This is a genomic window from Terrabacter sp. R4-6 (assembly GCF_057529065.1).
The window spans coordinates 484788-508463 of sequence record NZ_CP197224.1; the positions used below are offsets into that span (position 1 = coordinate 484788).

The following is a 23676-nucleotide window of genomic DNA, read 5'->3' on the forward strand; positions in this document are numbered from 1 at the left end:
CGGTGGACGTCAGCTGGCGACGACGGCGTATGCCGCGAGGTCGGGCTCCATGCTCGGCGTCACCTTCGCGCGCAGCCGGGTCCCCTCGGCCACGTGCTCGCTCTCGAGGATCTCGCCCTCCTCGTGGAGGCGCGAGATGAGGTCACCGCGCTCGTAGGGCACGAGCACGTCCACCTCGATGTCGGGCTTCGGCAGCTCCTCGTCGATGAGGGCACGCAGCTCGTCGAGGCCGGCGCCGGTGCGCGCTGACACGGTGATGCAGTGCTTCTCGTGGCGGCGGAGCCGGTCGAGCACCTCCGGGTCGGCGATGTCGGCCTTGTTGACGACGATGATCTCCTTGATCTGGTCGCCGCCGACCTCTGCGAGCACCTCGCGCACGGCCGTGATCTGCCCCTCGGGGTCGGGGTGCGAGCCGTCGACGACGTGCAGGAGCAGGTCGGAGTCGCCCACCTCCTCGAGCGTCGAGCGGAACGCCTCGACGAGCTGGTGCGGCAGGCTGCGCACGAAGCCGACGGTGTCGGCGAGCGTGTAGACGCGGCCGTCTTCGGTCTCGGTGCGACGCACGGTCGGGTCGAGGGTGGCGAAGAGCTGGTTCTCGACGAGGACACCCGCGCCGGTGAGGCGGTTGAGGAGCGAGCTCTTCCCGGCATTGGTGTAGCCGGCGATGGCGACGGACGGGACGCCGCCCGCGCGGCGCGAGTGCCGGCGCGTGTCTCGGCTCGTCTTCATGCCCTTGATGTCACGGCGGAGCTTGGCGATCTTCGTGTTGATGCGGCGACGGTCGAGCTCGATCTTCGTCTCACCGGGTCCACGCGAACCGATGCCCTCACCGCCGGCGACGCGGCCACCGGCCTGACGGGACATCGACTCACCCCAGCCACGCAGGCGCGGCAGGAGGTACTGGAGCTGGGCCAGCTCGACCTGCGCACGGCCCTCGCGGCTCTTGGCGTGCTGGGCGAAGATGTCGAGGATCAGCGCGGTGCGGTCGATGACCTTGACCTTGACGACGTCCTCGAGCGCTCGTCGCTGGCTGGGGGCCAGCTCACCGTCGCAGATGACGGTGTCGGCGCCCTCCTCGACGACGATGTCGCGCAGCTCGATCGCCTTGCCCTTGCCGAGCCAGGTCGCCGGGTCGGGCTTCTGGCGGCGCTGGACGACGCCCTCGAGCACGGTCGAGCCGGCGGTCTCGGCGAGCGCCGCGAGCTCACGGATGGAGTTCTCGGCGTCGTCGGCGGTGCCCTCGGTCCAGACACCGGCCAGCACGACGCGCTCGAGGCGCAGCTGGCGGTACTCGACCTCGGTGATGTCCTCGAGCTCGGTCGACAGGCCCTGGACGCGGCGGAGCGCGGCGCGCTCCTCGCGGTCGAGCTGGTCACCGTCGTAGAGCGGGTATGCCGTCTCGTCGGTCTCGTGGAGCTCCTCGGCCAGCGCGTCGGCGCGGGTGGCGAAGAGGGTGCGCTCGCGCTGGACGGCGCGGTCGGTGTCGCTGGGGTGGTTCGTGTGGTTGCTCGTCATGTTCTCCCTATGGTCCCACTCGTCCAACGCCACGAGCCACTCGTTTGTGCCCGATGCGTCGCCCAGGGCACGGCGCGCACGTGCCGCGGAGGGCACCTCGGGGCCGATACGGTGACCGTGATGAGCGAGCCGACCGACCACTACTTCACCGCCGAGCCGGCCACACCGGAGGAGCGTCGCTCCATCGAGGTCACCCTCGACGGGCGCCGGTTCACCCTGACGACGGCCCGCGGCGTCTACTCCCCCGACCGCCTCGACCCGGGCACGGCCGTGCTGCTCCACGGCGCCCCGGACCCGAGCCCGACCGGCGACCTGCTCGACATCGGCTGCGGGTGGGGGCCCATCTCCCTCACGCTCGCGCTCCGCTCCCCCGCTGCCAGGGTCTGGGGCGTCGACGTCAACCGCCGCTCGCTCGACCTGTCCCGGGCCAACGCCGCGGCGGCCCACGTCGACAACACGACCTTCTGCGAGCCCGACGAGGTGCCCGACGACGTGCGGTTCGCGACGATCTGGTCCAACCCGCCCATCCACGTGGGCAAGGCCGCCCTGCACGCCCTCCTCGAGCGGTGGCTCCCACGCCTGGCCGACGACGGGGTCGCGCACCTCGTCGTCCAGAAGCACCTCGGCTCCGACTCGCTCCAGCGGTGGATCAACGAGCAGGACTGGGGGCTGACGTGCACGCGCCTGTCGTCGGCCAAGGCGTTCCGCATCCTCGAGGTGCGCCGTGCCTGAGGTGGACGGGGCCGTCGACGACGCGCGTGCCCTCGCGGCCCAGTGGTTCCCCGAGGCACGGGCGGCGTGGCTCGGCGGCAGCGTCGTCCTCGGCTCGGCCACCCCGGGCTCCGACCTCGACGTGACCGTGCTGCTCCCCGGGCCGCCTGCGCCGTACCGGGACTCTCGGCGCTATCGCGGCTGGCCGGTCGAGCTCTTCGTGCACACCGAGACCTCGCTCGGCCACTACGTGCGGCGTGACGTCGAGGGCGGGCGTCCGACGATGGCACGCCTCGTCGGACGGTCGGTCGTGCTCGTCGACACGGACGGGACCGGCGCACAGTGGCAGCAGACGGCTCAGCAGCTGCTGGCCGCGGGACCTCCGCGGCTCACCGGCGACGACCTCGCCACCCTGAGGTATGCCGTCACCGACCTGCTCGACGACGTGACCCACGCACACGACGGCCACGAGCGGCTCGTGAGCGCCGTCCTGCTCGCCGACGAGGCCGCCCGCCTGCTCCTGCACGGGGCAGGCCACTGGTGGGGCCGCGGCAAGTGGGTGGTGCGCGAGCTGGCCGACCTCGACGAGCGTGAAGGCAGCTCCTGGCGGGTCCGGCACGAGCAGGCGCTCGTCACGGCCGCTGCCGGCGACGTGTCCCTCGTGCTCGCCTTCGCCGACGACGTGCTGGCCCGCAACGGAGGTCCGCTCTTCGAGGGCCACCGGCTCTCCGGCACCGACCCCGCGGCGCGACCGCCTCTCGGTTCGAGGTGACCCCGGGCCCGCAGTGAGCCGACATCACCTCGAACGAGAGGTGACGGTCGTCAGAGTGGGAAGTCCCCGTCGGCGACGAGGACCGCGGGACCCGCGAGCTCGACGCGCTGACCCGCCAGGGGCGTGACCGTCAGGCGACCGCCCGGCACGTCGACCGTCCACGGGCTGAGGTCCTCGACGCCCGACCAGAAGCGCGTTGCCAGGGCCGCCGCTGCTGCGCCTGTGCCGCACGACCGGGTCTCACCGACTCCTCGCTCGTGGACGCGCATGGCGATGTGGCCGGGCCCGACGGCCCGGACGAACTCGACGTTGGAGCCGTCAGCCGGCTCGGGATGCAGCTCGGGGGCCTCACCGAGGTCGAGGTTCTCGAGGGAGATGCCCTCGGGGAGCATGACGACGGCGTGCGGGTTGCCGAGGTCGAGGGTCAGGGCCGGCACGGGCTTGCCGTGGCGCGGCTTGACCATGACGTCGAAGCCGTCACGGCGGGCTCCCTCCTCGTCGCCGAGCCGCCACGGCCCGAGGTCGACGGCATACCCCTCGTCGACGACACGCACCGTCTTGACGCCGGCGCGGGTGGCGATGCTGAAGGTCGAGCCGAACGCGAGGCCCTCACGGCGGAGGTACTCGGCGAAGACCCGGGTGCCGTTGCCGCACATCTCGGCGAGCGAGCCGTCGGCGTTGCGGTAGTCCATGAACCACTCGGCCTCGCGCGACTGCGCCCGCACGTCCTCGTCGGTGGAGAGTGCCGCGCGCACGACGCGGATGACGCCGTCGGCCCCGAGACCGGCGTGCCGGTCGGCGATGCGCTGCACCTGGGCCGGGGTGAGCTCGAGCGAGCCCTCGAGGTCGGGGACGAGGACGAAGTCGTTCTCGGTGCCGTGGCCCTTGGTGAAACGCGTCATGTCAGACATTCTCCGGTATGCCGTCGCGCACCCGTGCATCCGCCTCACGAACCGCCGTGAGCGCCCGGTCGAGCAGGTGCGGGTCCGTGGCGTCGAGCCACAGGATCCGGGGGTCGGGCCGGAACCACGACTCCTGCCGCCTCGCGTAGCGGCGCGTCGCCTGCGCCGTGTCGCCCCGCGCCGTGGCCTCGTCCAGGGTGCCGTCGACGACGGCGATGGCCTGGCTGTAGCCGATGGCCCGGCTCGCGGTGACGCCGTCACGCAGGCCCTGCGCGAGCAGGGACTCGGTCTCGCCCCGCAGACCCTCCGCCCACATGCGCTCGACCCGCCGGTCGATGCGCTCGACGAGGAGCTCGCGGTCGACTCGGAGACCCAGCACCACTGCTGGAGAGACGAACTCACGCGTGGGCATCGACGCACTGAAGGGGCGACCGGTGAGCTCGATGACCTCGAGGGCTCGGATGACGCGTCGGCGGTTGCCGGGCAGGATCGCGGCGGCCGCCCGCGGGTCCAGGGCGAGCAGCCGCGCGTGCATGGCGTCCCCGCCGATCACCTCTGCCTCGGCCTCCAGGCGTGCGCGGACCGCGGCGTCGGTGGGCGGGATCTCGAGCCGGTCGAGGGCTGCGCGGACGTAGAGCCCCGAACCGCCGACGAGGAGCGGCCGGTGGCGTCGGCCGCGGATGGCGGCGATGTCGGCGCGCGCCGCCGTCTGGTAGCCCGCGACGCTCGCCTCCTCGGTCACGTCGAGCACGTCGAGCTGGTGGTGGGCGATGCCGCGTCGCTCGGTGACGGGGAGCTTCGCCGTGCCGATGTCCATGCCGCGGTAGAACTGCATGGCGTCGGCGTTGACGACCTCCCCGCCGAGCCGCTCGGCGAGGTCGAGGGCCAGGTCGGACTTGCCCGTCGCCGTCGGCCCGACGACCGCGACCACGGGCGCACCGACCGTTGACGCGCTCTCAGGCGTCACGGCTGACCGGACCGGAGCTGGGGGTGCCCGTCACGAGAGGTGCGCGCCCTCAGCCGATGAGGTCGTCGGCGTACTCGTCGCTCTCGTCCTCGTCGTGACCGAACGGGTCCTTGTCGACGCCCGGGAGCCACGAGCTGCCGGGCTTGCCCCAACCGTTGCGCTTGACGGCCTTGCGGGCCTTCTTCGACTGCCGGTCGTCGAGCCGGTCGACGTAGAGGGTGCCGTTGAGGTGGTCGTACTCGTGCTGCATGCAGCGCGCGAACCATCCGGTCGCGTCGAACTCCACGCGGTTGCCGTCGACGTCGAGACCGACGACGTGCGCCCGGTCGGCCCGCTTGAGCGGGAAGGCCTCGCCGGGCACCGACAGGCAGCCCTCGGTCTCCTCGTCGGGGTTCGGTCGCTCCTGCGGGATCCTCGACGTCGTGACCGTCGGGTTGATGACGTGCCCCTGCTCCGGGACGCCGTCCTCGTTGGCCATCTTCCAGATGAACACCCGCAGGCCGACGCCGATCTGGGGTGCGGCGAGTCCCACGCCGTTGGCGGCGACGTTCGTCTCGTACATGTCCTCGACGAGGGTGCGGAGCTCGTCGTCGAAGTCCGTGACGAGGGCGGCGGCCCGGTGCAGGACGGGCTCACCGGTGATGACGATGGGGCGCACACTCATGCGCCAAGTCAAGCACGAGGGGACGCGCTCACCCGAATCGGCTCAGACGACAGAGCAGCCCGGCGCAGCCGGGGGCGCGGCCGGTCGGCCGACGGACGGCATACCGAGGCTGACGGCCGGCTTGCCCGTGCCCTGCGGCGCGTCCTGGAGCGCCGCCCAGGCGTCTCCCCCGGGAGTGCGCCGGACGGCATACGTCCCACCGTCGAGGCCCGAGTCGGCGACGAGGTGGTGGGGCGCGCCGTACGTGACCCTCACGGTGACCATGTCGCCGGGGCGGGGCACCTCGGCGCCCTCGGGGACGGCGAAGTGGACGAGCCGGTTGTCGCGGGCCCGCCCCGACAGCCGCTTCGTCTCGACGTCCTTGCGGCCCTCGGACGGTGCGACGAGCACCTCGACCTCCCGGCCCTCGACGGCGCGGTTGCCGGCCCAGCTGACCTCCTCCTGCACGGCGATGAGCCGCTCGAAGCGCTCCTGCACGACAGCCTTCGGGACCTGGTCGTCCATCGTCGCCGCAGGGGTGCCGGGCCGGATGGAGTACTGGAAGGTGAAGGCACTGGAGAAGCGCGACTCGCGCACGACGTCGAGCGTGCCCTGGAAGTCCTCCTCGGTCTCACCGGGGAAGCCGACGATGATGTCGGTCGTGATCGCGGCGTCGGGGATGTGCCGGCGGACGTTCTCGATGATGCTGAGGAACTTCGTGCTCCGGTAGGAGCGACGCATGACCTTGAGCACCTTGTCCGAGCCGGACTGGAGCGGCATGTGCAGGCTCGGCATGACGTTCGGCGTCTCCGCCATGGCGAGGATGACGTCCTCGGTGAAGGCGGCCGGGTGCGGGCTGGTGAAGCGCACGCGCTCGAGACCCTCGATCTCGCCGCACGCGCGCAGCAGCTTGCCGAACGCCAGACGGTCGCCGAACTCGACGCCGTAGGTGTTGACGTTCTGGCCGAGCAGGGTCACCTCGACGACGCCCTGGGCCACGAGGGCCTCGATCTCGGCGAGGATCTCGCCGGGGCGACGGTCCTGCTCCTTGCCGCGCAGGCTCGGCACGATGCAGAAGGTGCACGTGTTGTTGCAGCCGACCGAGATGGAGACCCAGGCGCTGTAGGCCGAGTCCCGACGGGTCGGCAGCGTCGAGGGGAAGACCTCGAGGCTCTCGAGGATCTCGACCTCGGCCCGCTTGTTGTGGGCAGCCCGGTCGAGCAGAGCCGGCAGCGAGCCGATGTTGTGGGTGCCGAAGACGACGTCGACCCACGGCGCGCGCTGCACGATGGTGCCGCGGTCCTTCTGCGCCATGCAGCCGCCGACGGCGATCTGCATGGCGGGGTTCTTCTGCTTCGCCGGACGCAGCTGGCCGAGGTTGCCGTAGAGCTTGTTGTCGGCGTTCTCGCGCACCGCGCACGTGTTGAACACGACGACGTCGGCGACCTCGGGCCGGTCCTGCGTCGGCAGGCTCGCGAGGTCGACGTAGCCGGCCGTCTCGAGCAGGCCGGCGAGGCGCTCGCTGTCGTGGACGTTCATCTGGCACCCGTGGGTGCGGACGTCGTAGGTGCGGGGCGAGCCGGCGGGCGCGGTGGCGGCCTCGGGCGCGGGCGCGAAGTTCTGCGTTGTCATGGCACCGACAAGGGTACGTCGTGCAGCGCCCGGTCAGCGTCGCGCACGGGCGGCGTGCTGCTCAGGCTCTGGTCCCGACGCGCGAGACGGAGGAATAGGAGCGATGGTGGACCTGTTGACCCCGGTGCTTGACAGTTCAACGACTTGGTTGCATCATAGTTGTTGAATATTCAATAACCTACTCCGAAGGACACATCATGGGCCTGTTCAACCGCACCAAGGACGAGACCGCCACCGAGACCGCGTCGGTCGCCGTCGAGAACATCTCCGGCGACTACACCATCGACCCGAGCCACACGCGCATCGGCTTCTCCGCCCGCCACGCCATGGTCACGAAGGTCCGCGGCCACTTCGACGAGTTCGAGGGCTCGGCCCACGTCGACACCGTGACGCCGGCCAACTCCTCGGTCACCGTGACGATCCAGGCGGCCAGCGTCACCACCGGCAACGAGCAGCGCGACGGTCACCTCAAGACCCCCGACTTCTTCGACATCGCCAACTACCCGCAGATCACCTTCGTCTCGACGAACGTCGAGCGCGACGGCGCCGAGTGGGACATCACCGGAGACCTCACCATCAACGGCGTCACCAAGTCCGTCACGATCCCCTTCGAGGAGACCGGCTCGGCCAAGGACCCGTTCGGCAACACCCGCGTCGGTTTCGAGGGTGACGTCACCATCGACCGCACCGAGTGGAACCTCTCCTTCAACGCCGCCCTCGAGACCGGTGGCGTCCTCGTCAGCGAGAAGGTCAAGCTCGAGTTCGACGTGTCCGCGATCGCCAACGTGCCCGCCGAGGTCTGAGCAGCACCGCACCACAGCACACCCAGGGGGTGAGGACCGCACGGTCCTCACCCCCTCGTGGTGTCCGCAGAAGCCCGGGTGGCCCTGGTCAGCACTGCACCGGACGTCAGTCGCGCCGGTGCTCGGGCAGGCCGTCCACGGCGTCGCGGATGATCGGCCACGCGACCTCACCCGAGTAGCCCTTGCGCGCGAGCAGCCCGGCGAGGCGTCGCGTCTGGACGTCCGGCGCCAGACCCCGCATCGACCGGAGCTTCTTGGCGACGAGCTGCTCGGCCCGCACCTTCTCGTCGCCCGCACCGACCTGACCGAGCGCCTCGTCGGCGACCTCCTGGTCGATGCCCTGCTTGCGCAGCTCGTGCGCCAGGGCGCGCCGTGCCAAGCCCTTGTCCGACTGCTTCGACCGGACGAGCATCTGGGCGTACGCCTCGTCGTCGATGAGGCCGACCTCGGTCATGCGGTCGAGGACCTTGGCCGCGATGTCGTCCTCGCAGCCGCGCTGACGCAGCTTCTTCTCGAGCTGGGCTCGGCTGCGCGGAGCCATGCTCAGCTGTCGCAGGACGATGGCCCGCGCCACCGACTCTGCGTCGGCGTCGGGAACCGCCACCTCGACGTCGTCGGGAGGAGGCGCCCAGTCGGGTCGCTCCCCCGCCTCGTCCGAACCCCAGCCCGAGCGGGGCCTCGACGACCGGCGACCCTGACGACCGGAACCGCTCGCGCCACCGGAGCGGCCCGAACGCCCGCCGCCACGGGACCCGCCCGCCGCTCCAGACGAGCCCGTGTTGCCGGGTCGGGTCGCGCTCGTGCTCGCTGGACGACCACTCTCGCGCCCGGATGGCTCGACGTGGGCAGGCTCGGACCACGGAAGCCCGGACCGGCTTGCGCCGACCTCGGACGCCGACTCCCCGGACACTGCGCCCGACGCCATGCCCGACGCACCGCCGGCTCGCACCCCGGCGACACCCTCGGCCTCAGCCAGGGCGGCCGCGGCGCGAGCCAGACGGTCCCGTGCGGTCTCCTGTTCGGAGAGACCCATGATCAGAAGTCGACAGGCACGTCCGAGACCTCGGCGGGCTGGTCGACGCGCGGCCCGACGCCGAGCTTCTCCTTGACCTTCTTCTCGATCTCGTCGGCGAGATCGGGGTTGTCCTTGAGGAAGTTGCGGGCGTTCTCCTTGCCCTGGCCGAGCTGGTCGCCGTCGTAGGTGTACCAGGCACCGGCCTTGCGGACGAAGCCGTGCTCGACACCCATGTCGATGAGGCCGCCCTCCCGCGAGATGCCGTGGCCGTAGAGGATGTCGAACTCGGCCTGCTTGAACGGCGGGGAGACCTTGTTCTTGACGACCTTGACGCGGGTGCGGTTGCCGACCGGCTCGGTGCCGTCCTTGAGGGTCTCGATGCGACGCACGTCGAGGCGGACCGAGGCGTAGAACTTCAGCGCCTTGCCACCGGTCGTCGTCTCCGGCGAGCCGAACATGACACCGATCTTCTCGCGGAGCTGGTTGATGAAGATCGCCGTGGTGCCGGTGTTGTTGAGGGCACCGGTGAGCTTGCGCAGCGCCTGGCTCATGAGTCGCGCCTGGAGGCCGACGTGGCTGTCGCCCATCTCGCCCTCGATCTCGGCGCGCGGCACGAGGGCCGCCACGGAGTCGATGACGATGATGTCGATGGCGCCCGAGCGGATCAGCATGTCGGCGATCTCGAGCGCCTGCTCACCAGTGTCGGGCTGCGACACGAGCAGGGCGTCGGTGTCGACCCCGAGCTTCTTCGCGTAGTCCGGGTCGAGCGCGTGCTCGGCGTCGATGAACGCCGCGATGCCGCCGGCCTTCTGCGCGTTGGCGACCGCGTGGAGGGCGACGGTCGTCTTGCCCGAGGACTCCGGGCCGTAGATCTCGACGACGCGTCCGCGCGGCAGACCACCGATGCCGAGAGCGACGTCGAGGGCGATCGACCCGGTGGGGATCACCTCGATGGGAGGACGGATGTCGTCGCCGAGACGCATCACCGCACCCTTGCCGTAGCTCTTCTCGATCTGGCCCATCACCGAGGAGAGGGCCTTGTCCTTGTCCTTTTCCTGCACCGAAGCCATGTCGGTCACCTATCTGCCGTCTGCGTTGCGGTCGTCTACCTTCGACCCGGGCCACGGCCTCGTGCTGCGAGGTCCGCTGTCGGGTCAGACGCTAGGTGCCGGCGCCGACATCGGGAGGATCCACGAGACGGCCTGTGGACGATGCGGGTGGTGGCGCAGGACCTGTGGAGAACACTACCGAACAGGTGTTCGAAGTCTGCACGACACGCCGGTGCCGAGATCAGCGTGTCGCCCGGACCTGAGTGAGCGCCCGGTCGAACGCGGTCCACGCGGAGCTCCCGCTCACCGCGCGCTCCCCCGCTCCGCACCGGGCCGAACGGCGGCGGCGTCAGCGACCGGCCTGACCGCCCTGGGCTCCCCGCGCGACGCGGGTGTCGCGTCCGAGGCGTCGCTCCGGCGGCACGTCCATGTCGGTGCAGAGCGCCTCCCACACGGCGCGCGGCGGCTCGCCCTCGGCGAGGGCCTGCACGACGGTGCGGTTGCCGAGCGCACCCAGCACGTGGTCGCGGGCGAGCGACCCGGCATACGCCGCGCCGAACTCGTCGTCCATCAAGGTCCAGAAGTGGCTGATCCGCACCACTGCAGTGTGCCACCCGCCGGGCCGGAACCGTTCCGCGCGAACCCGTCGTCGGAGCGTTACCGCAACCGCCCGCGAACGTCCGGCGCGGCCGGTATCGTCCTCTCGTCGCGCGCGCAGCCGCGCGGCACACCGAACTCTTCAGGGGAGCACACCATGACCGAGCCCACCGGGCCCACCGAGCCCACCGAACCCACGCGCGCGGCGGCCCAGCCCTACACCTACCCGACGCCCGCCGGCGCGGCCGAGACCGTCCCCGGTGAGGTCACCCTCTCCGACGACCCGCAGCCGCCCGCGTCCGGTGGCCGCAAGCGGACGGGCCTGCTCGTCGGCGGCGTCGTCACGGCCCTCGTCCTCGGCGGCGCAGGGGCCTTCGCCTTCCAGACGCTGAGCGGTGGCGGCTCCCAGCCCGCCGACGTGCTGCCCGGCGACGCGTACGCCTACCTCCGTCTCGACATCGACCCGTCGGCCGGCCAGAAGATCGCCGCGGTGCGCTTCCTGGGCAAGCTGCCCAAGGTCAAGGACACGCTCGGCGCCGACGACCCCCGCAAGCAGCTGTGGCAGCTCGCCTCCAAGGACGCGAGCAACGACTGCGTCGCCAAGTTCAGCTACGACACCGACATCGCGCCCTGGCTCGGTGACCGCGTCGGCGCCGCGATCCGGCCCGGCGGCACCGAGGACGCCCCCAACGTCGCCATCGCGATCCAGGTCAAGGACGAGTCGGCGGCCAAGGACACCCTGACCAGGCTCTTCGCCTGCGACAAGGGCGGCTCCGACACCGAGCTGCGGATGAAGGACGGCTACGCCATCGTCACCCCGCCCGGCGTCGGCGACGCCACCCTCGCCGCCGCCTCCAAGGGCACGCTCGCGCAGAACGCCGGCTTCACCTCCGACATGGCGGCGCTCGGCGAGCAGGGGATCCTGTCGGCGTGGTTCGACATGGGCACGGGCCTCAAGGAGATCCAGAAGCTCAGCGGCACGACGGGGATGGACGCGACGGCCCTGGCCTCGGCCAAGGGACGCGTCGCGACGGCGGTCCGCTTCGACGCCGACTACGTCGAGATGGCGGGCGTCGTGCGCGGCGCCGACGCGACGAGGTCCGTCAAGGGCGACGGCAGCGAGGTGGCCTCCCTCCCGGCCAACACGATGGCCGCCTTCAACGTCTCGGGCGCCGACCAGATGCTCGACTCCGCGTGGCCCCAGCTGAAGAAGCAGATCGAGAGCCTCGCCGCCGCCGACGGTGAGTCCGACCCGATCGGCATGGTCGAGCAGCAGCTCGGCATGAAGCTCCCCGACGACCTCAAGGTGCTGCTCGGCCGGTCCTTCACCCTGGCCATGCCCGAGCAGGACCTCCAGTCCGACGTGCCCGTCCTCGGCGCGAAGGTCGTCTCGAGCGACGCCAAGCGCGCCGACGAGCTCGTCGGTCGCCTCATGGAGTCGGCCGGCGTGGGCAGCGACGTGCTGACCCACAAGGTCGAGGGCGACAAGGTCTTCGTGGCCACGACGCCCGACTACGCGGACGACCTCAAGTCGGGCGGCAAGCTCGGCGAGAGCGACACGTTCAAGCTCGCCGTCGGCGACGTCGGCAACGCCACCGCGACCCTCTTCGTCGACCTCGACAAGATCGACGCCATCGTCAAGGGCGAGGTGCACGGCGAGGCCAAGTCCTTCCTCGAGTCGCTGCGTGCCGTCGGCTTCACCGCCACCAACACCGGCAACGGTGAGGGCTCGTTCTCACTACGGGTCCTGGGCGACTGACCCGACCCGCGACACACGAAGGGCCCCGCTCCGGCGGGGCCCTTCGTGTGTCTGGCACCAGCGGGGTCACGCGCGGTCGACGAACCCCGTGATCCCCAGGCCGTCAGTGGTCGGCACACGGATCTGGTTGCCGGAGTAAGTGATTCCCCCGATGACGGGCGAGCTGACCGACCACCATGCGGCGTCGAGGTCGCTCACCTCGGTGGTCGGCTCGGCAGCCACGAGCGCCGCCGCGGCCCCGACCCCGACGTGGCTCTCCATCATCGATCCGACGATGGTGCGCAGTCCTGCGTCGTGGGCGCGGCGCAGCATGTCACGGCCCACGGTGAGCGACCCGCACTTGGCGAGCTTGACGTTGACGAGGTCGGCCGCGTCCAGCCGGATGATCCGCTCGAGGTCGAAGGGGCCGTAGCACGACTCGTCGGCCATGACCGGCAGTCCGACCCGCTCGCGCACCCAGGCCAGTCCCTCGACGTCGTCGGCCACGACGGGCTGCTCGACGAACTCGACCCCGAGGTCGGCGACCTCGAGCGCACGGATGACCTGCACGGCCTCCTCGCGCGTCCAGCCCTGGTTGGCGTCCAGCCGGATGGCGACGTCGGGACCGACGGCGTCGCGCACCGACGCGACACGCTGCACGTCGGTGCTCGCGTCGGTGCCGACCTTCATCTTCAGGGTGCGGAAACCGTCGGACACGCGCGTTCGCGCCGTGTCGGCGAGGGCGTCAGCGGCACCTGCCGACAGGGTGACGTCGGTCGTCAGGACCTCGCGTATGCCGTCCGGCCGGGCCGCGAGCAGCACCGCCACCGACGTGCCCTCCGCCTGGGCGACGAGGTCGTGCAGGGCCGCGTCGACCGCGGCCTTGGCGCCGAAGTTGCGGGCCACGGCGCGCTGGACGACGGCAGCGGCTGCGGCGAGGTCGCTGCGGTCGTCGAGCCGGTGACCCGTGACGGCAGGGGCGAGCACCTGCTCGATGCAGGCGGTGGCGCTCGCGAGCGACTCCCCCGTCACCTGCCACACCTGCGGCGCCTCGCCCCAGCCCGTGCGGCCGTCGCTGTCGCTGACGGTGACGACGACGGTGTCGGTGGTCTCGGTGCGGCGCAGGGCCGTGACGAACGGCGTGTGCAGCGGCACGGACGAGGTCGTCGTCGTCACCCGCGCGACGGTGGTCATGCTCGCTCCTCCTCGGTGTTCTCGCTGGTGTCCTCGGTCGGGTGCTCGGCGCGCCAGACGTCGCGGGCGATGCCGGCGACGAAGACGGCCGCCTCCGTCTCGTCGAGGTCGATCGTCGTGCAGACGGCGATGACGAAGGGCTCCTCCCCCTCCGGACGCACGAGCGCGACGTCGTGGGAGACGCCGGGGATCCAGCCCGACTTGCTCGCGGTCGCGGTGCCCGGCGGCAGTCCGGCCGGCACCTGGTCGACGTGGACCTGACGGGCCAGCATCTCCTCGACCGGTGTGAGCACCTCGTCGCCGCCGAGAGCGGGCTCGCGACGCCCGACCGCGGCCATGACGAGCCCCAGGTCGGCGGCGGTCACGGTGTTGGTGATCCCGGCGTGACGAGCCACGGCGTCCTCGATGCCGCGCCCGACCACGGTGGCCGGCGAGCAGCCGACGATGCGGAGCACCTCGGCGACCTCGTCGAGGCCGACGACGTCGACGAGCAGGTTGGTCGCGATGTTGCTCGAGTGGGTGATGGCCTGCTCGGCCAGCTCACCCAGGGTGCGGGTGCCGCCGACGGCCGCCCACGTCTGCGGGTCCTGGTCCTCCGACTCGTCGAGCTCGAACGGGGAGCCGTCGAGCACGGAGGCGAAGGTGCCGGTGACCGCGACCGGCGCGTCGAGGTCGAGCTCGCCACGCACGACGCGCCGGAAGGCGGCGATGACGAGCGGGAGCTTCATGGTGGACGCCGCGTAGTGGGGTGCGAGCGCGTCGTGCTCGTAGCGGGTCCGGCCTTGCAGGTCGCCCAGCCACACCGACACGGTGGCGGGCTGCGGCTGAGCCGACGGGTCCCGGGGCACCACGGCCCGGTCCAGTCGTGAGTCGAGGTCCGAGAAGGGGCTGCGCACCCCAGCACGGTAGACGATCAGGCGGCGGAGGCGGACACCACGTCGCCCGACGGGACGGGCAGCGAGACGGTCGGGGCGAGGCCCTCGCTCTCGGCCATCCGGTTGGACACGTCGATGAGGACCTGCGACAGCGGGAGCGACAGCGCGCCGCAGATCGAGGCGAGCAGCTCGGACGAGGCTTCCTTCTCGCCGCGCTCGACCTCGCTGAGGTAGCCGAGGGAGACGGAGGCGGTCGCCGAGACCTCACGGAGGGTGCGACCCTGGGCGCGCCGGCGCTCACGGAGGACGTCGCCGAGCTCGCGCCGCAACAGTGTCGTCATGCCGTCCTCCTTCAGGTCGCTGGTGTCGTGCGTTCGGGTGTGGAGCCGTCGTCGGGGCGACCCGACAGCCCTACCGTACCCCGAGGGTCCCACGGCGGCGCAGGTGTTTGGCGCGTGGCGCCCGTCTCCTCCACCGCGAGCCGGAGCACCGCGTCGACGGTGGCCGACCGGATCTCGGCCCTGGTCCCGTTCAACCCCAGCGCGCGCGTCACTGTTCCCGACGGCCCGGCCACGGCCACGTGGACCGTGCCCGGGGGCTTGCCCTCCGACGGTCCCGGACCGGCCACGCCGGTCGTGGCGAGACCCCACGTGGAGCCCAGCCGGCGGCGTACGCCCTCGGCCATGAGGACGGCGACCTCGGGGTCGACGGTGCCGACCCGCGCGACGAGGTCGGCGGGCACGCCGAGCAGTGCCGTCTTGACGGCTGCGGCATAGGCGACGACCCCACCGAGCAGCACCGCGGACGCACCGGGGGTGTCGGCCAGGGTGGCGGCGACGAGGCCGGCCGTCAGCGACTCGGCGCACGCCACGGTCTCGTGCGCCTCGGTCAGGCGGGCCACGAGCCGCGCCCCGGGCGCCTCGACGGACTCGACGGACTCGGCGGACTCGGCGGACTCGACGGACTCGGCGACGTCGTCCACGTCAGTCCCGCTTCGCCGTCCGCTCGGGCGGTGCCGGGTCGCCGGACGGGCCGTCCGCCGCCTCGGACCTCGCATCGCGGGCGGCATCGCGGGCGGCATCGCGGGCAGCGGCGCGGGCGGCCCGCCGTGCCAGGGTCCGCTCGCTCGTCTCGCGCAGTCGCGCGGCCTTGAAGACGTAGTCGATGCCACTGATGACGGTCATGACGAGGGCCGCGCCGAGCACGACGTACGCCGCGAGCAGCCAGGCGTCGCCGAACGGGAGCACCCAGAGGGGGAAGGTCAGGGCGCCGAGCGACAGCGTCTGGAGCATCGTCTTGAGCTTGCCGCCGCGACCGGCCGGCATGACGCCGTGCCGGATGACGACGAAGCGCAGCACGGTGATGCCGATCTCGCGGACGAGGATGACGACCGTCACCCACCACCAGACGACCCCGAGCAGCGACAGCCCGATGAAGGCCGTGCCCGTCAACGCCTTGTCGGCGATGGGATCGGCGACCTTGCCGAAGTTCGTGATCTCGCCGCGCTGCCGCGCGATCTTGCCGTCGATGCCGTCGGTGACCGCGGCGAGGACGAAGACCGCCCAGGCCCAGAAGCGCCACCACGGCTCGTGGCCGCCGTCCTGGAAGAGCAGCATCGCGTAGACGGGCACGAGCAGGAAGCGCAGCACCGTCAGGGCGTTGGGCAGGTTCCAGTCGGTGGGCCGGGGCGCGGGCCCCTCCCCCCGGTGGAAGGTCTGTGGCGTCATCGCGGCTCCGCGACGAGGTCGATCCCCTCGGTGCCGACGACGACAGCCGGCACGAGGTCGCCGACCTGAGGGGCCGGGGCGCCCTCGGGGACGTGCACGATGGCGACGCCGTCGACGTCGGGGCCCTGGAAGTCGGCGCGCCCGATGACGGTGCCCTCCTCGTCGTCGATCTCCTCCACGAGGACGAGGACCCGCTCGCCGACGCGCTCCTCGGCCCGCTGGGCGTTGAGCTCCTCGACGAGGCGGGTGAAGCGGTCGAGACGCTCGGCGACGACCTCTGGGGCCAGCTTGCCGGCATACCCCTCCGCCTCCGTGCCGTCCTCGTCGGAGTAGCCGAAGACGCCGACGACGTCGAGGCGCGCCTCGGTGAGGAAGGCCTCGAGCTCGTCGAGGTCGGCCTCGGTCTCGCCGGGGAAGCCGACGATGACGTTGCAGCGGATGCCGGCCTCCGGCGCGTCCACGCGCACGCGGCCGAGCAGGTCGAGGAAGGCCTCCCGCGAGCCGAAACGGCGCATCGAGCGCAGCAGCGGCTCGGACGCGTGCTGGAAGGAGATGTCGTAGTAGGGCACGACCCCGGGGGTGTCGGCCATGGCACGCAACAGGCCCGGACGGATCTCGGCCGGCTGGAGGTAGGAGACGCGGACCCGCTCGATGCCCTCGATGGCGGTCAGCTCGGGCAGGAGCTTCTCGAGGAGGGCGAGGTCGCCGAGGTCCTTGCCGTAGCTCGTGGAGTTCTCGGAGACGAGGAAGAGCTCCTTGACGCCCTGCTCGGCGAGCCAGCGGCCCTCGGCGACGATGTCGGCCGGACGGCGTGACAGGAAGGCGCCACGGAACATCGGGATGGCGCAGAACGAGCAGCGGCGGTCGCAGCCCGACGCGATCTTGAGCGGCGCCCACGGGCGGCCGTCGAGGCGTGCGCGGATGACGCGGGGCCCGGAGGCAGGGGTCGGCACGTCGCTGTCGGCGAGGTCCGGGCGGGCGTCGCCGTGCCCCGGGAGGGAGACGGACGCGGAGCCCTGCTGGCGCTCGACCGGGGTGAGCGGGAGCAGCGTGCGGCGGTCTCCGGGCGTGTGGCTCTCGACGTGGCCACCGGCGAGGATCGTCTGCAGGTGGCTGCTCATGTCGCGGTAGGAGTCGAAGCCGAGCACGGCGTCGGCCTCGGGCAGCTGGTCGGCGAGCTCCTTGCCGTAGCGCTCGGCGAGGCAGCCGACGGCCACGACCTTCTGCGTGCGGCCGCCCTCGCCCTTGAGGTCGGAGGCCTCGAGGAGGGCGTCGATGGAGTCCTTCTTGGCCTGCTCGACGAAGCCGCACGTGTTGACGACGGCGACGTCGGCCTCGGCCGCGTCGTCGACGAGACGCCAGCCCTCCGCGAGCAGCCGGCCGGCCAGCTCCTCGGAGTCGACCTCGTTGCGCGTGCACCCGAGGGTGACGAGTGCGACGCTCTTGTCGGCGCTCGGGTGGGGAGGGGTCATGCGTCCACTCTAGATGGCGGGGTGTTCAATGGCCGACATGCTCGGAACCGCCCCCCAGGGCCATGACGACCTCCTGACGCGGGCACGCGAGCTCCTCCGGGAGCACCCCCTCGTCGACGGCCACAACGACCTCCCGTGGGAGGCGCGCGAGCAGACCGGCTACGACTTCGAGGCGCTCGACATCTCCGGTCGCCTCACGTCGACGCAGACCGACCTCCCGCGCCTGGCCGAGGGCGGGGTCGGCGCCCAGTTCTGGTCGGTCTTCGTGCCGAGCACCCTTCAGGGCGACTCGGCCGTCACGGCGACGCTGGAGCAGGTCGACGGCGTGCACCGGATGATCGGGTCGTATGCCGACCGGCTGGCTCTGGCCCGCACCGCGGACGAGGTGGAGGCGGCCACCGCGACAGGCCGCGTCGCGTCGCTGCTCGGCGCCGAGGGCGGTCACTCCATCGGCTGCTCGCTCGGCACCCTGCGCCTGCTCCACGTCCTCGGCGTGCGCTACCTGACGCTGACGCACAACGACAACACGCCGTGGGCGGACTCGGCCACCGACGTGCCCGTCGTCGGCGGGCTCAGCGAGTTCGGCCGCGAGGTCGTGCGGGAGATGAACCGGCTCGGCATGATGGTCGACCTCAGCCACGTCGCCGCGACGACGATGCGGACCGCGCTCGAGACCACCGACGCCCCCGTCATCTTCAGCCACTCCTCGGCGCTCGCACTGTGCGACACGCCCCGCAACGTGCCCGACGACGTGCTCGCCGCGCTGCCCGCCAACGGCGGCGTGTGCATGGTGACCTTCGTGCCCGAGTTCGTCTCCCCCGCGACCGCCGCCTGGCGCGTCGAGGCTGCCGCGGCTGCGGCCGAGGTGGGCGTCGAGGCGCGGGACTGGGAGGCGTTCGGCCGGTTCACCGCCGGCTGGCAGCGCGAGCACCCCAAGCCCGACGCGACGATCGAGCAGGTCGTCGCCCACCTCGAGCACGTGCGCGAGGTCGCCGGCATCGACCACATCGGCATCGGCGGCGACTACGACGGCACCGACACCTTCCCCGTCGGTCTCGAGGACGTCAGCGGCTACCCGCGGCTCGTCGCCGCCCTGCTCGACCGGTCGTGGTCCGAGGCCGAGGTCGCGCGGCTCGTCCGCGGCAACACCCTGCGTGTCATGCGCGACGTCGAGGCCGTGGCCCGCGACCTGCAGGCCACCCGCGCCCCGAGCCTCAGGACCTTCGCCGAGCTCGACGGCACCCGCTGAGGTCGTCCGAGCGCGACCCGGGCGCACGGCATACGCCCTCGGTGGGCGCGAACGCCTACTGGCGGAAGCGAGCGATGGTGAGCCCGACGAGGCGGGCGACGACGAGCGCGACGTAGAGCATGCCCGCGATCTGCTGGAGCAGCACGAAGGCCCGGGCGTGCGGCTCGACCGCGATGATGTCGGAGAGGCCCGTCGAGGTCATGGTCGTGATCGAGAGGTAGAGGAGCTCGAACCACGTGCGCGTGCCCGGGTCGGCCTCGCCGTAGATGGTGAACGAGTTCGGCCACAGGAGCTGGACGGCGACGTAGAGGTAGGCGAAGCCCCACGCCACGACGGTGAACGTCGCGCCGGTGGCGTAGAGCTCGTCGCGCGTCACCCAGTTGTCGGCGAACATGTACCGCAGCAGCCCGTAGCCCGTGTAGAAGTAGAAGAGCGCGTGCAGCAGGGCGCTCCAGAAGGCGACGACGTCGTTCGTCGGCCACACCGCCTCGCCGATGGTGAGCAGCACGACCGGGCCGCCCAGCCCCACCGCGACCCACGTCAGGGCCGGTGTCGCCCGTACCGCCCGCACGGCGAGGAACAGCACGACGAGGCCGATGAGGCCGAAGATGGCCCGGCCCGTCTCACGGACGTCACCCGCCCGCGTCTCGATGAACGGGTAGGCCACGAGCGCCGCGAGCTGGGTGAAGAGCAGGAGGGCGCACGGCAGCTCGTTCACCTTGCGGCGCAGGCGGTCGACCCGCGACGGCGGCCCCGAACGACGGGGCGATGACGGCCAGAGCTCCAGCGACGCACTCACGACTCGGACTCTAGTGGCGGCCCCGTCAAGAACGCGTCAAGAGCCGTCAGCGCGAGGTCAACGGCCGCGGTCGGCAGCGGTGGCGACCCTAGGAAGGAGTCATGTTCACCTCCATCCTCCTCGGCGTGGTCGGGCTCGCCGTGCTGGCCTACCTCGTCCACGTGCTCCTCCACCCGGACCGCTTCTGATGAGCGACACCGCCAGCGGGCTGCTCACGATCGCCGTCCTCGTCGCCGCCCTCGCCGTCGCTCACGTGCCCCTCGGGTCGTGGATGGCCCGCGTCTTCACCGACGCCAAGCACTGGCGCGTCGAGCGCCTCGTCTACCGCCTGTGCCGCATCGACCCGTCGTCCGAGCAGCGCTGGAGCACGTATGCCGTCGCCGTGCTCGGCTTCTCCGTCGTCGGGATCGTCCTGCTCTTCGCGCTCATCGCCCTGCAGGGCGTCCTGCCGCTCGCGCGCGGCGCGTCGATGCACCTCGACACCGCGCTCAACACCGCCGTCTCGTTCGTGACGAACACGAACTGGCAGTCGTATGCCGGTGAGTCCGGCACGTCGCCGCTCGTCCAGACGCTCGGGCTGACCGTCCAGAACTTCGTCTCTCCGGCCGTGGGCCTCGCCGTGGCCGTGGCGCTCGTGCGCGGGCTGTCACGCTCCAGCGGCGCCGAGATCGGCAACTTCTTGGTCGACCTCGTGCGGGGCACCGTCCGCGTCCTGCTGCCGCTCGCGCTCGTCGGCGCCGTCGTGCTGCTGCTCGGCGGCGTCATCCAGAACCTCATGTCGCCGACGGAGGTCACGACCGTGTCCGGCGGGTCGCAGGTCATCCAGGGCGGGCTCGTCGCCTCCCAGGAGGCGATCAAGGAGCTCGGTACCAACGGGGGCGGCTACTTCAACGCGAACTCCGCCCACCCCTTCGAGAACCCGAACGCCGTCACGAACCTCGTCGAGATCTTCCTGCTGCTCGTCATCCCCTTCTCGCTGCCGCGGACCTACGGCGTCCTCGTCGGCGACCGCCGGCAGGGCTGGACGGTGCTCGCCTTCATGGGGACCCTGTGGGGGCTCATGGTCGCCGCCGTGACGTGGGCCGAGGTGAGTGCCGCGAGCGGACCCCTCGGCGGCCTCGAGGGCAAGGAGCTGCGCTTCGGCGTCTGGCCGTCCGCGCTCTTCGCGGCGAGCACGACCGGCACGTCGACCGGCGCCGTCAACTCGATGCACGAGAGCTACAGTGCGCTCGGCGGCGGCGGTGCGCTCTTCTCGATGCTGCTCGGCGAGGTCTCCCCCGGTGGCGTCGGCTCGGGGCTCTACGGCGCGCTGCTCCTCGCCGTGCTGACCGTCTTCATCTCGGGACTCATGGTCGGGCGCACGCCCGAGCTGCTCGGCAAGCAGGTGGGGCGGCGCGAGATCACCCTCACCGCGCTCGCGCTGCTCGTCATGCCTGCCCTCGTGCTCGTCTTCACCGGCATCGGGATGGTCGCGCCGCTCGTCTCGTCGCAGATGCTCGCCTCGGGGCCGCACGGGCTCACCGAGGTGATGTACGCGTACGCGTCGGCCGCCAACAACAACGGCAGCGCCTTCGCGGGCTTCTCGGCGGACACGCCCTACACGAACCTCACCCTCGCCCTGTGCATGTTCCTCGGCCGCTTCGTGCCGATCGTCCTCGTGCTGGCTCTTGCCGGTTCTCTTGTGGCGCAACGGCGCCGGCCTGTCAATGCCGGCACGCTGCCCACCCACACACCCACGTTCGCGGGCCTCTTCGTCGGGGTGGCGGTCATCGTCACCGGACTCACGTTCTTCCCGGCCCTGGCCCTCGGTCCCCTCGCGGAGGCACTGTCATGACCCCCTCGCCCACGCCGTCGTCGACGACGACGCCGTCGTCACCCACCACCGGTCAGGGCGCCGGCACCGACCCGAGGTCCGGCGCCACGGAGACGGCGCCTCCCGCGTCGGAGCTCATCCGTGCCGCGCGTGCGTCCGTGTCGCTCGCCACCCTTTCGCGGCAGCTCGTCGCGACCTTCCCCGAGGCCGTCCGCAAGCTCGACCCACGCCACGTGTGGCGCAGCCCCGTCGTCTTCGTCGTGTGGGTCGGCTCGCTCGTGACCACGGTCGTCGCCGTCGTCGACCCCTCGTGGTTCGCCTGGAGCATCACGCTGTGGCTGTGGGCCACCGTGCTCTTCGCCAACATGGCCGAGGCCGTCGCCGAGGGTCGCGGCAAGGCCCAGGCGGCCACGTTGCGGGCCACGCGCACCACGACGACGGCGCAGCGCCGGCGTGCCGACGGCTCCCTCGAGACGGTCGCCGCCTCGGACCTCACGATCGGCGACCTCGTCGTCGTGCGGCCCGGCGAGGTCATCCCCGGCGACGGAGACGTCGTCGAGGGCATGGCCACGGTCGACGAATCGGCGATCACGGGCGAGTCCGCCCCGGTCATCCGCGAGTCCGGCGGCGACCGGTGCGCCGTCACGGGCGGCACGACCGTGCTCTCCGACGGCATCACCGTGCGCATCACGACCAGGCCCGGTGAGACCTTCATCGACCGGATGATCGCGCTCGTCGAAGGGGCCGCCCGGCAGAAGACGCCCAACGAGATCGCCCTCACGATCCTGCTCACGACGCTGACGATCATCTTCGTCCTCGCCGTCATGGCGATCCAGCCGCTCGCCGTCTACTCCGGGCAGGCGCAGTCGGTCGTCGTGCTCGTGGCCCTGCTCGTCTGCCTCATCCCGACGACCATCGGGGCGCTGCTCTCGGCGATCGGCATCGCGGGCATGGACCGGCTCGTCCAGCACAACGTCCTCGCCATGTCGGGGCGCGCCGTCGAGGCGGCGGGTGACGTGTCCACGCTCCTGCTCGACAAGACCGGCACCATCACCTTCGGCAACCGCCGTGCGACCGAGCTGCTCGCGGCCCCCGGGCTCCCCGACGTGGAGGTCACCGAGGCGGCATACCTCTCCTCGCTGGCCGACGAGACGCCCGAGGGGCGCTCGATCGTCGAGCTGTCGGCACGGGGACTCGCCGACGAGACGCGTACCCGCTTCGACGAGGTCCGGCGCGAGGGTGCCACGTTCGTGGAGTTCACCGCACAGACCCGCATGTCGGGGATCGACCTGCCCGACGGCACGTCCGTGCGCAAGGGCGCGTCCGACGCCGTGTGCCGCTGGGCTTCCGACCACGGGGGCGGCGTCCCGTCCGGGGTGCTCACCGAGGTCGCGGGGATCGCGAGCTCCGGCGGGACCCCTCTGGTCGTCGCGTCGATGCAGCCGGGCGAGCCGGCTCGGGTGCTCGGCGTCGTCCACCTCAAGGACATCGTCAAGCCGGGCATGAAGGAGCGCTTCGCCCAGCTGCGCGCGATGGGCATCCGCACCGTGATGATCACGGGCGACAACCCACTCACGGCCAGGTCCATCGCGGCAGAGGCCGGGGTCGACGACTTCCTCGCCGAGGCGACGCCCGAGGACAAGATGGCGCTCATCAAGAAGGAGCAGGAGGGCGGCCGGCTCGTCGCGATGACGGGTGACGGCACGAACGACGCCCCTGCACTCGCGCAGTCCGACGTCGGTGTCGCGATGAACACCGGGACGTCCGCAGCCAAGGAGGCGGCCAACATGGTCGACCTCGACTCCGACCCGACGAAGCTCATCGACGTCGTCTCGATCGGCAAGCAGCTGCTCATCACCCGAGGCGCGCTGACCACCTTCTCGATCGCCAACGACATCGCGAAGTACTTCGCGATCATCCCGGCGATGTTCGTCGTCCTCTTCCCCGGTCTCGACGCGCTCAACGTCATGGGCCTGTCGACCCCGAAGTCGGCGATGCTCTCGGCCGTCATCTTCAACGCGCTCATCATCGTCGCGCTGATCCCCTTGTCGCTCAGGGGCGTTCGCTACCGACCCTCCGGCAGCACCGCCCTCCTGCGACGCAACATCCTCGTCTACGGCGTCGGCGGCGTCATCGCCCCCTTCATCGGCATCAAGTTGATCGACCTCGTCGTGAGCCACCTACCCGGAATGATGTGAGACCT

General features: G+C 71.5%; 23 protein-coding genes. 8 read left to right on the top strand and 15 right to left on the bottom strand.

Features of this window, described 5'->3' with window-relative positions:
- Positions 1-9: 9 nt before the first annotated feature.
- The gene (gene hflX / locus ACSSS0_RS02325; protein WP_435985513.1) at positions 10-1515 is read right to left on the bottom strand and encodes a GTPase HflX; all 1506 of its coding nucleotides are present in this window, start codon (positions 1513-1515) and stop codon (positions 10-12) included.
- A gap of 120 nt (positions 1516-1635) precedes the next feature.
- Between hflX and ACSSS0_RS02330 the strand changes: the two genes are divergently transcribed.
- Both ACSSS0_RS02330 and ACSSS0_RS02335 read left to right on the top strand, forming a co-directional pair.
- Positions 1636-2247: a class I SAM-dependent methyltransferase gene (locus ACSSS0_RS02330; protein ID WP_487229911.1), complete on the top strand. Its 612-nt coding sequence runs from the start codon at positions 1636-1638 to the stop codon at positions 2245-2247.
- Positions 2240-2998, top strand: a complete 759-nt coding sequence (locus tag ACSSS0_RS02335) for a nucleotidyltransferase domain-containing protein (RefSeq protein WP_487229912.1) — start codon at positions 2240-2242, stop codon at positions 2996-2998. Before ACSSS0_RS02330 ends, ACSSS0_RS02335 begins: the two co-directional genes overlap by 8 nt.
- A gap of 50 nt (positions 2999-3048) precedes the next feature.
- Here the strand turns inward: ACSSS0_RS02335 and dapF are convergent, their stop codons facing one another.
- From dapF to miaB, 4 genes are read right to left on the bottom strand one after another with little or no spacing between them, the layout of a single operon-like run.
- Complete coding sequence (dapF, locus tag ACSSS0_RS02340) at positions 3049-3900, bottom strand: diaminopimelate epimerase (protein ID WP_435985510.1); 852 nt, start codon at positions 3898-3900, stop codon at positions 3049-3051.
- Between the two features lies 1 nt (position 3901).
- Complete coding sequence (miaA, locus tag ACSSS0_RS02345) at positions 3902-4867, bottom strand: tRNA (adenosine(37)-N6)-dimethylallyltransferase MiaA (RefSeq protein WP_487229913.1); 966 nt, start codon at positions 4865-4867, stop codon at positions 3902-3904.
- Positions 4868-4916: 49 nt separating this feature from the next.
- The gene (gene def / locus ACSSS0_RS02350; protein WP_435985508.1) at positions 4917-5531 is read right to left on the bottom strand and encodes a peptide deformylase; all 615 of its coding nucleotides are present in this window, start codon (positions 5529-5531) and stop codon (positions 4917-4919) included.
- A gap of 42 nt (positions 5532-5573) precedes the next feature.
- The gene (miaB, locus tag ACSSS0_RS02355; protein WP_487229914.1) at positions 5574-7142 is read right to left on the bottom strand and encodes a tRNA (N6-isopentenyl adenosine(37)-C2)-methylthiotransferase MiaB; all 1569 of its coding nucleotides are present in this window, start codon (positions 7140-7142) and stop codon (positions 5574-5576) included.
- 197 nt (positions 7143-7339) lie between these two features.
- Between miaB and ACSSS0_RS02360 the strand changes: the two genes are divergently transcribed.
- Positions 7340-7945, top strand: a complete 606-nt coding sequence (locus tag ACSSS0_RS02360; RefSeq protein ID WP_435985506.1) for a YceI family protein — start codon at positions 7340-7342, stop codon at positions 7943-7945.
- 106 nt (positions 7946-8051) lie between these two features.
- On the opposite strand, the gene ACSSS0_RS02365 is transcribed toward ACSSS0_RS02360, so the two are convergent.
- The 3 genes from ACSSS0_RS02365 to ACSSS0_RS02375 form a co-directional block, all read right to left on the bottom strand.
- On the bottom strand, positions 8052-8549 hold the full coding sequence (locus ACSSS0_RS02365) for a regulatory protein RecX (protein ID WP_435985505.1): 498 nt from the start codon (positions 8547-8549) through the stop codon (positions 8052-8054).
- Positions 8550-8980: 431 nt separating this feature from the next.
- On the bottom strand, positions 8981-10030 hold the full coding sequence (recA, locus tag ACSSS0_RS02370; RefSeq protein ID WP_028785358.1) for a recombinase RecA: 1050 nt from the start codon (positions 10028-10030) through the stop codon (positions 8981-8983).
- A gap of 328 nt (positions 10031-10358) precedes the next feature.
- Complete coding sequence (locus ACSSS0_RS02375; protein WP_435985504.1) at positions 10359-10607, bottom strand: DUF3046 domain-containing protein; 249 nt, start codon at positions 10605-10607, stop codon at positions 10359-10361.
- A 156-nt stretch (positions 10608-10763) separates the two neighbouring features.
- Here ACSSS0_RS02375 and ACSSS0_RS02380 point away from each other — a divergent pair, with 156 nt between their 5' ends.
- Complete coding sequence (locus ACSSS0_RS02380; protein WP_487229915.1) at positions 10764-12365, top strand: DUF3352 domain-containing protein; 1602 nt, start codon at positions 10764-10766, stop codon at positions 12363-12365.
- A 66-nt stretch (positions 12366-12431) separates the two neighbouring features.
- Here the strand turns inward: ACSSS0_RS02380 and ACSSS0_RS02385 are convergent, their stop codons facing one another.
- The 6 genes from ACSSS0_RS02385 to rimO are packed head-to-tail and all read right to left on the bottom strand — an operon-like array spanning position 12432 to position 17612.
- Positions 12432-13538 carry a dipeptide epimerase gene (locus ACSSS0_RS02385; protein ID WP_487229916.1) on the bottom strand — a complete coding sequence of 369 codons (1107 nt, stop codon included), beginning with the start codon at positions 13536-13538 and terminating at the stop codon, positions 12432-12434.
- The gene (locus tag ACSSS0_RS02390) at positions 13535-14434 is read right to left on the bottom strand and encodes a serine hydrolase (protein WP_487229917.1); all 900 of its coding nucleotides are present in this window, start codon (positions 14432-14434) and stop codon (positions 13535-13537) included. Before ACSSS0_RS02390 ends, ACSSS0_RS02385 begins: the two co-directional genes overlap by 4 nt.
- Before the next feature lie 17 nt (positions 14435-14451).
- Positions 14452-14754, bottom strand: coding sequence for a helix-turn-helix domain-containing protein (locus ACSSS0_RS02395; RefSeq protein ID WP_435985500.1), 303 nt, complete (start codon positions 14752-14754; stop codon positions 14452-14454).
- Between the two features lie 11 nt (positions 14755-14765).
- Complete coding sequence (locus tag ACSSS0_RS02400) at positions 14766-15395, bottom strand: CinA family protein (protein WP_487229918.1); 630 nt, start codon at positions 15393-15395, stop codon at positions 14766-14768.
- 1 nt (position 15396) lies between these two features.
- Positions 15397-16140: a CDP-diacylglycerol--glycerol-3-phosphate 3-phosphatidyltransferase gene (gene pgsA / locus ACSSS0_RS02405; protein WP_487229919.1), complete on the bottom strand. Its 744-nt coding sequence runs from the start codon at positions 16138-16140 to the stop codon at positions 15397-15399.
- The gene (gene rimO, locus ACSSS0_RS02410; protein ID WP_487229920.1) at positions 16137-17612 is read right to left on the bottom strand and encodes a 30S ribosomal protein S12 methylthiotransferase RimO; all 1476 of its coding nucleotides are present in this window, start codon (positions 17610-17612) and stop codon (positions 16137-16139) included. The genes pgsA and rimO overlap by 4 nt, the downstream gene beginning before the upstream one ends.
- Before the next feature lie 28 nt (positions 17613-17640).
- Here rimO and ACSSS0_RS02415 point away from each other — a divergent pair, with 28 nt between their 5' ends.
- On the top strand, positions 17641-18861 hold the full coding sequence (locus ACSSS0_RS02415; RefSeq protein WP_487229921.1) for a dipeptidase: 1221 nt from the start codon (positions 17641-17643) through the stop codon (positions 18859-18861).
- A gap of 55 nt (positions 18862-18916) precedes the next feature.
- Here the strand turns inward: ACSSS0_RS02415 and ACSSS0_RS02420 are convergent, their stop codons facing one another.
- On the bottom strand, positions 18917-19660 hold the full coding sequence (locus ACSSS0_RS02420) for an ion channel (protein ID WP_435985495.1): 744 nt from the start codon (positions 19658-19660) through the stop codon (positions 18917-18919).
- Between the two features lie 101 nt (positions 19661-19761).
- Here ACSSS0_RS02420 and ACSSS0_RS02425 point away from each other — a divergent pair, with 101 nt between their 5' ends.
- The 3 genes from ACSSS0_RS02425 to kdpB are packed head-to-tail and all read left to right on the top strand — an operon-like array spanning position 19762 to position 23671.
- On the top strand, positions 19762-19848 hold the full coding sequence (locus ACSSS0_RS02425) for a potassium-transporting ATPase subunit F (RefSeq protein WP_487231177.1): 87 nt from the start codon (positions 19762-19764) through the stop codon (positions 19846-19848).
- Complete coding sequence (gene kdpA / locus ACSSS0_RS02430; protein WP_487229922.1) at positions 19848-21494, top strand: potassium-transporting ATPase subunit KdpA; 1647 nt, start codon at positions 19848-19850, stop codon at positions 21492-21494. The genes ACSSS0_RS02425 and kdpA overlap by 1 nt, the downstream gene beginning before the upstream one ends.
- Entirely contained in the window at positions 21491-23671 is a 2181-nt protein-coding gene (kdpB, locus tag ACSSS0_RS02435; protein WP_487229923.1) for a potassium-transporting ATPase subunit KdpB, read from the top strand. Before kdpA ends, kdpB begins: the two co-directional genes overlap by 4 nt.
- The last annotated feature ends 5 nt before the right edge of the window (positions 23672-23676 follow it).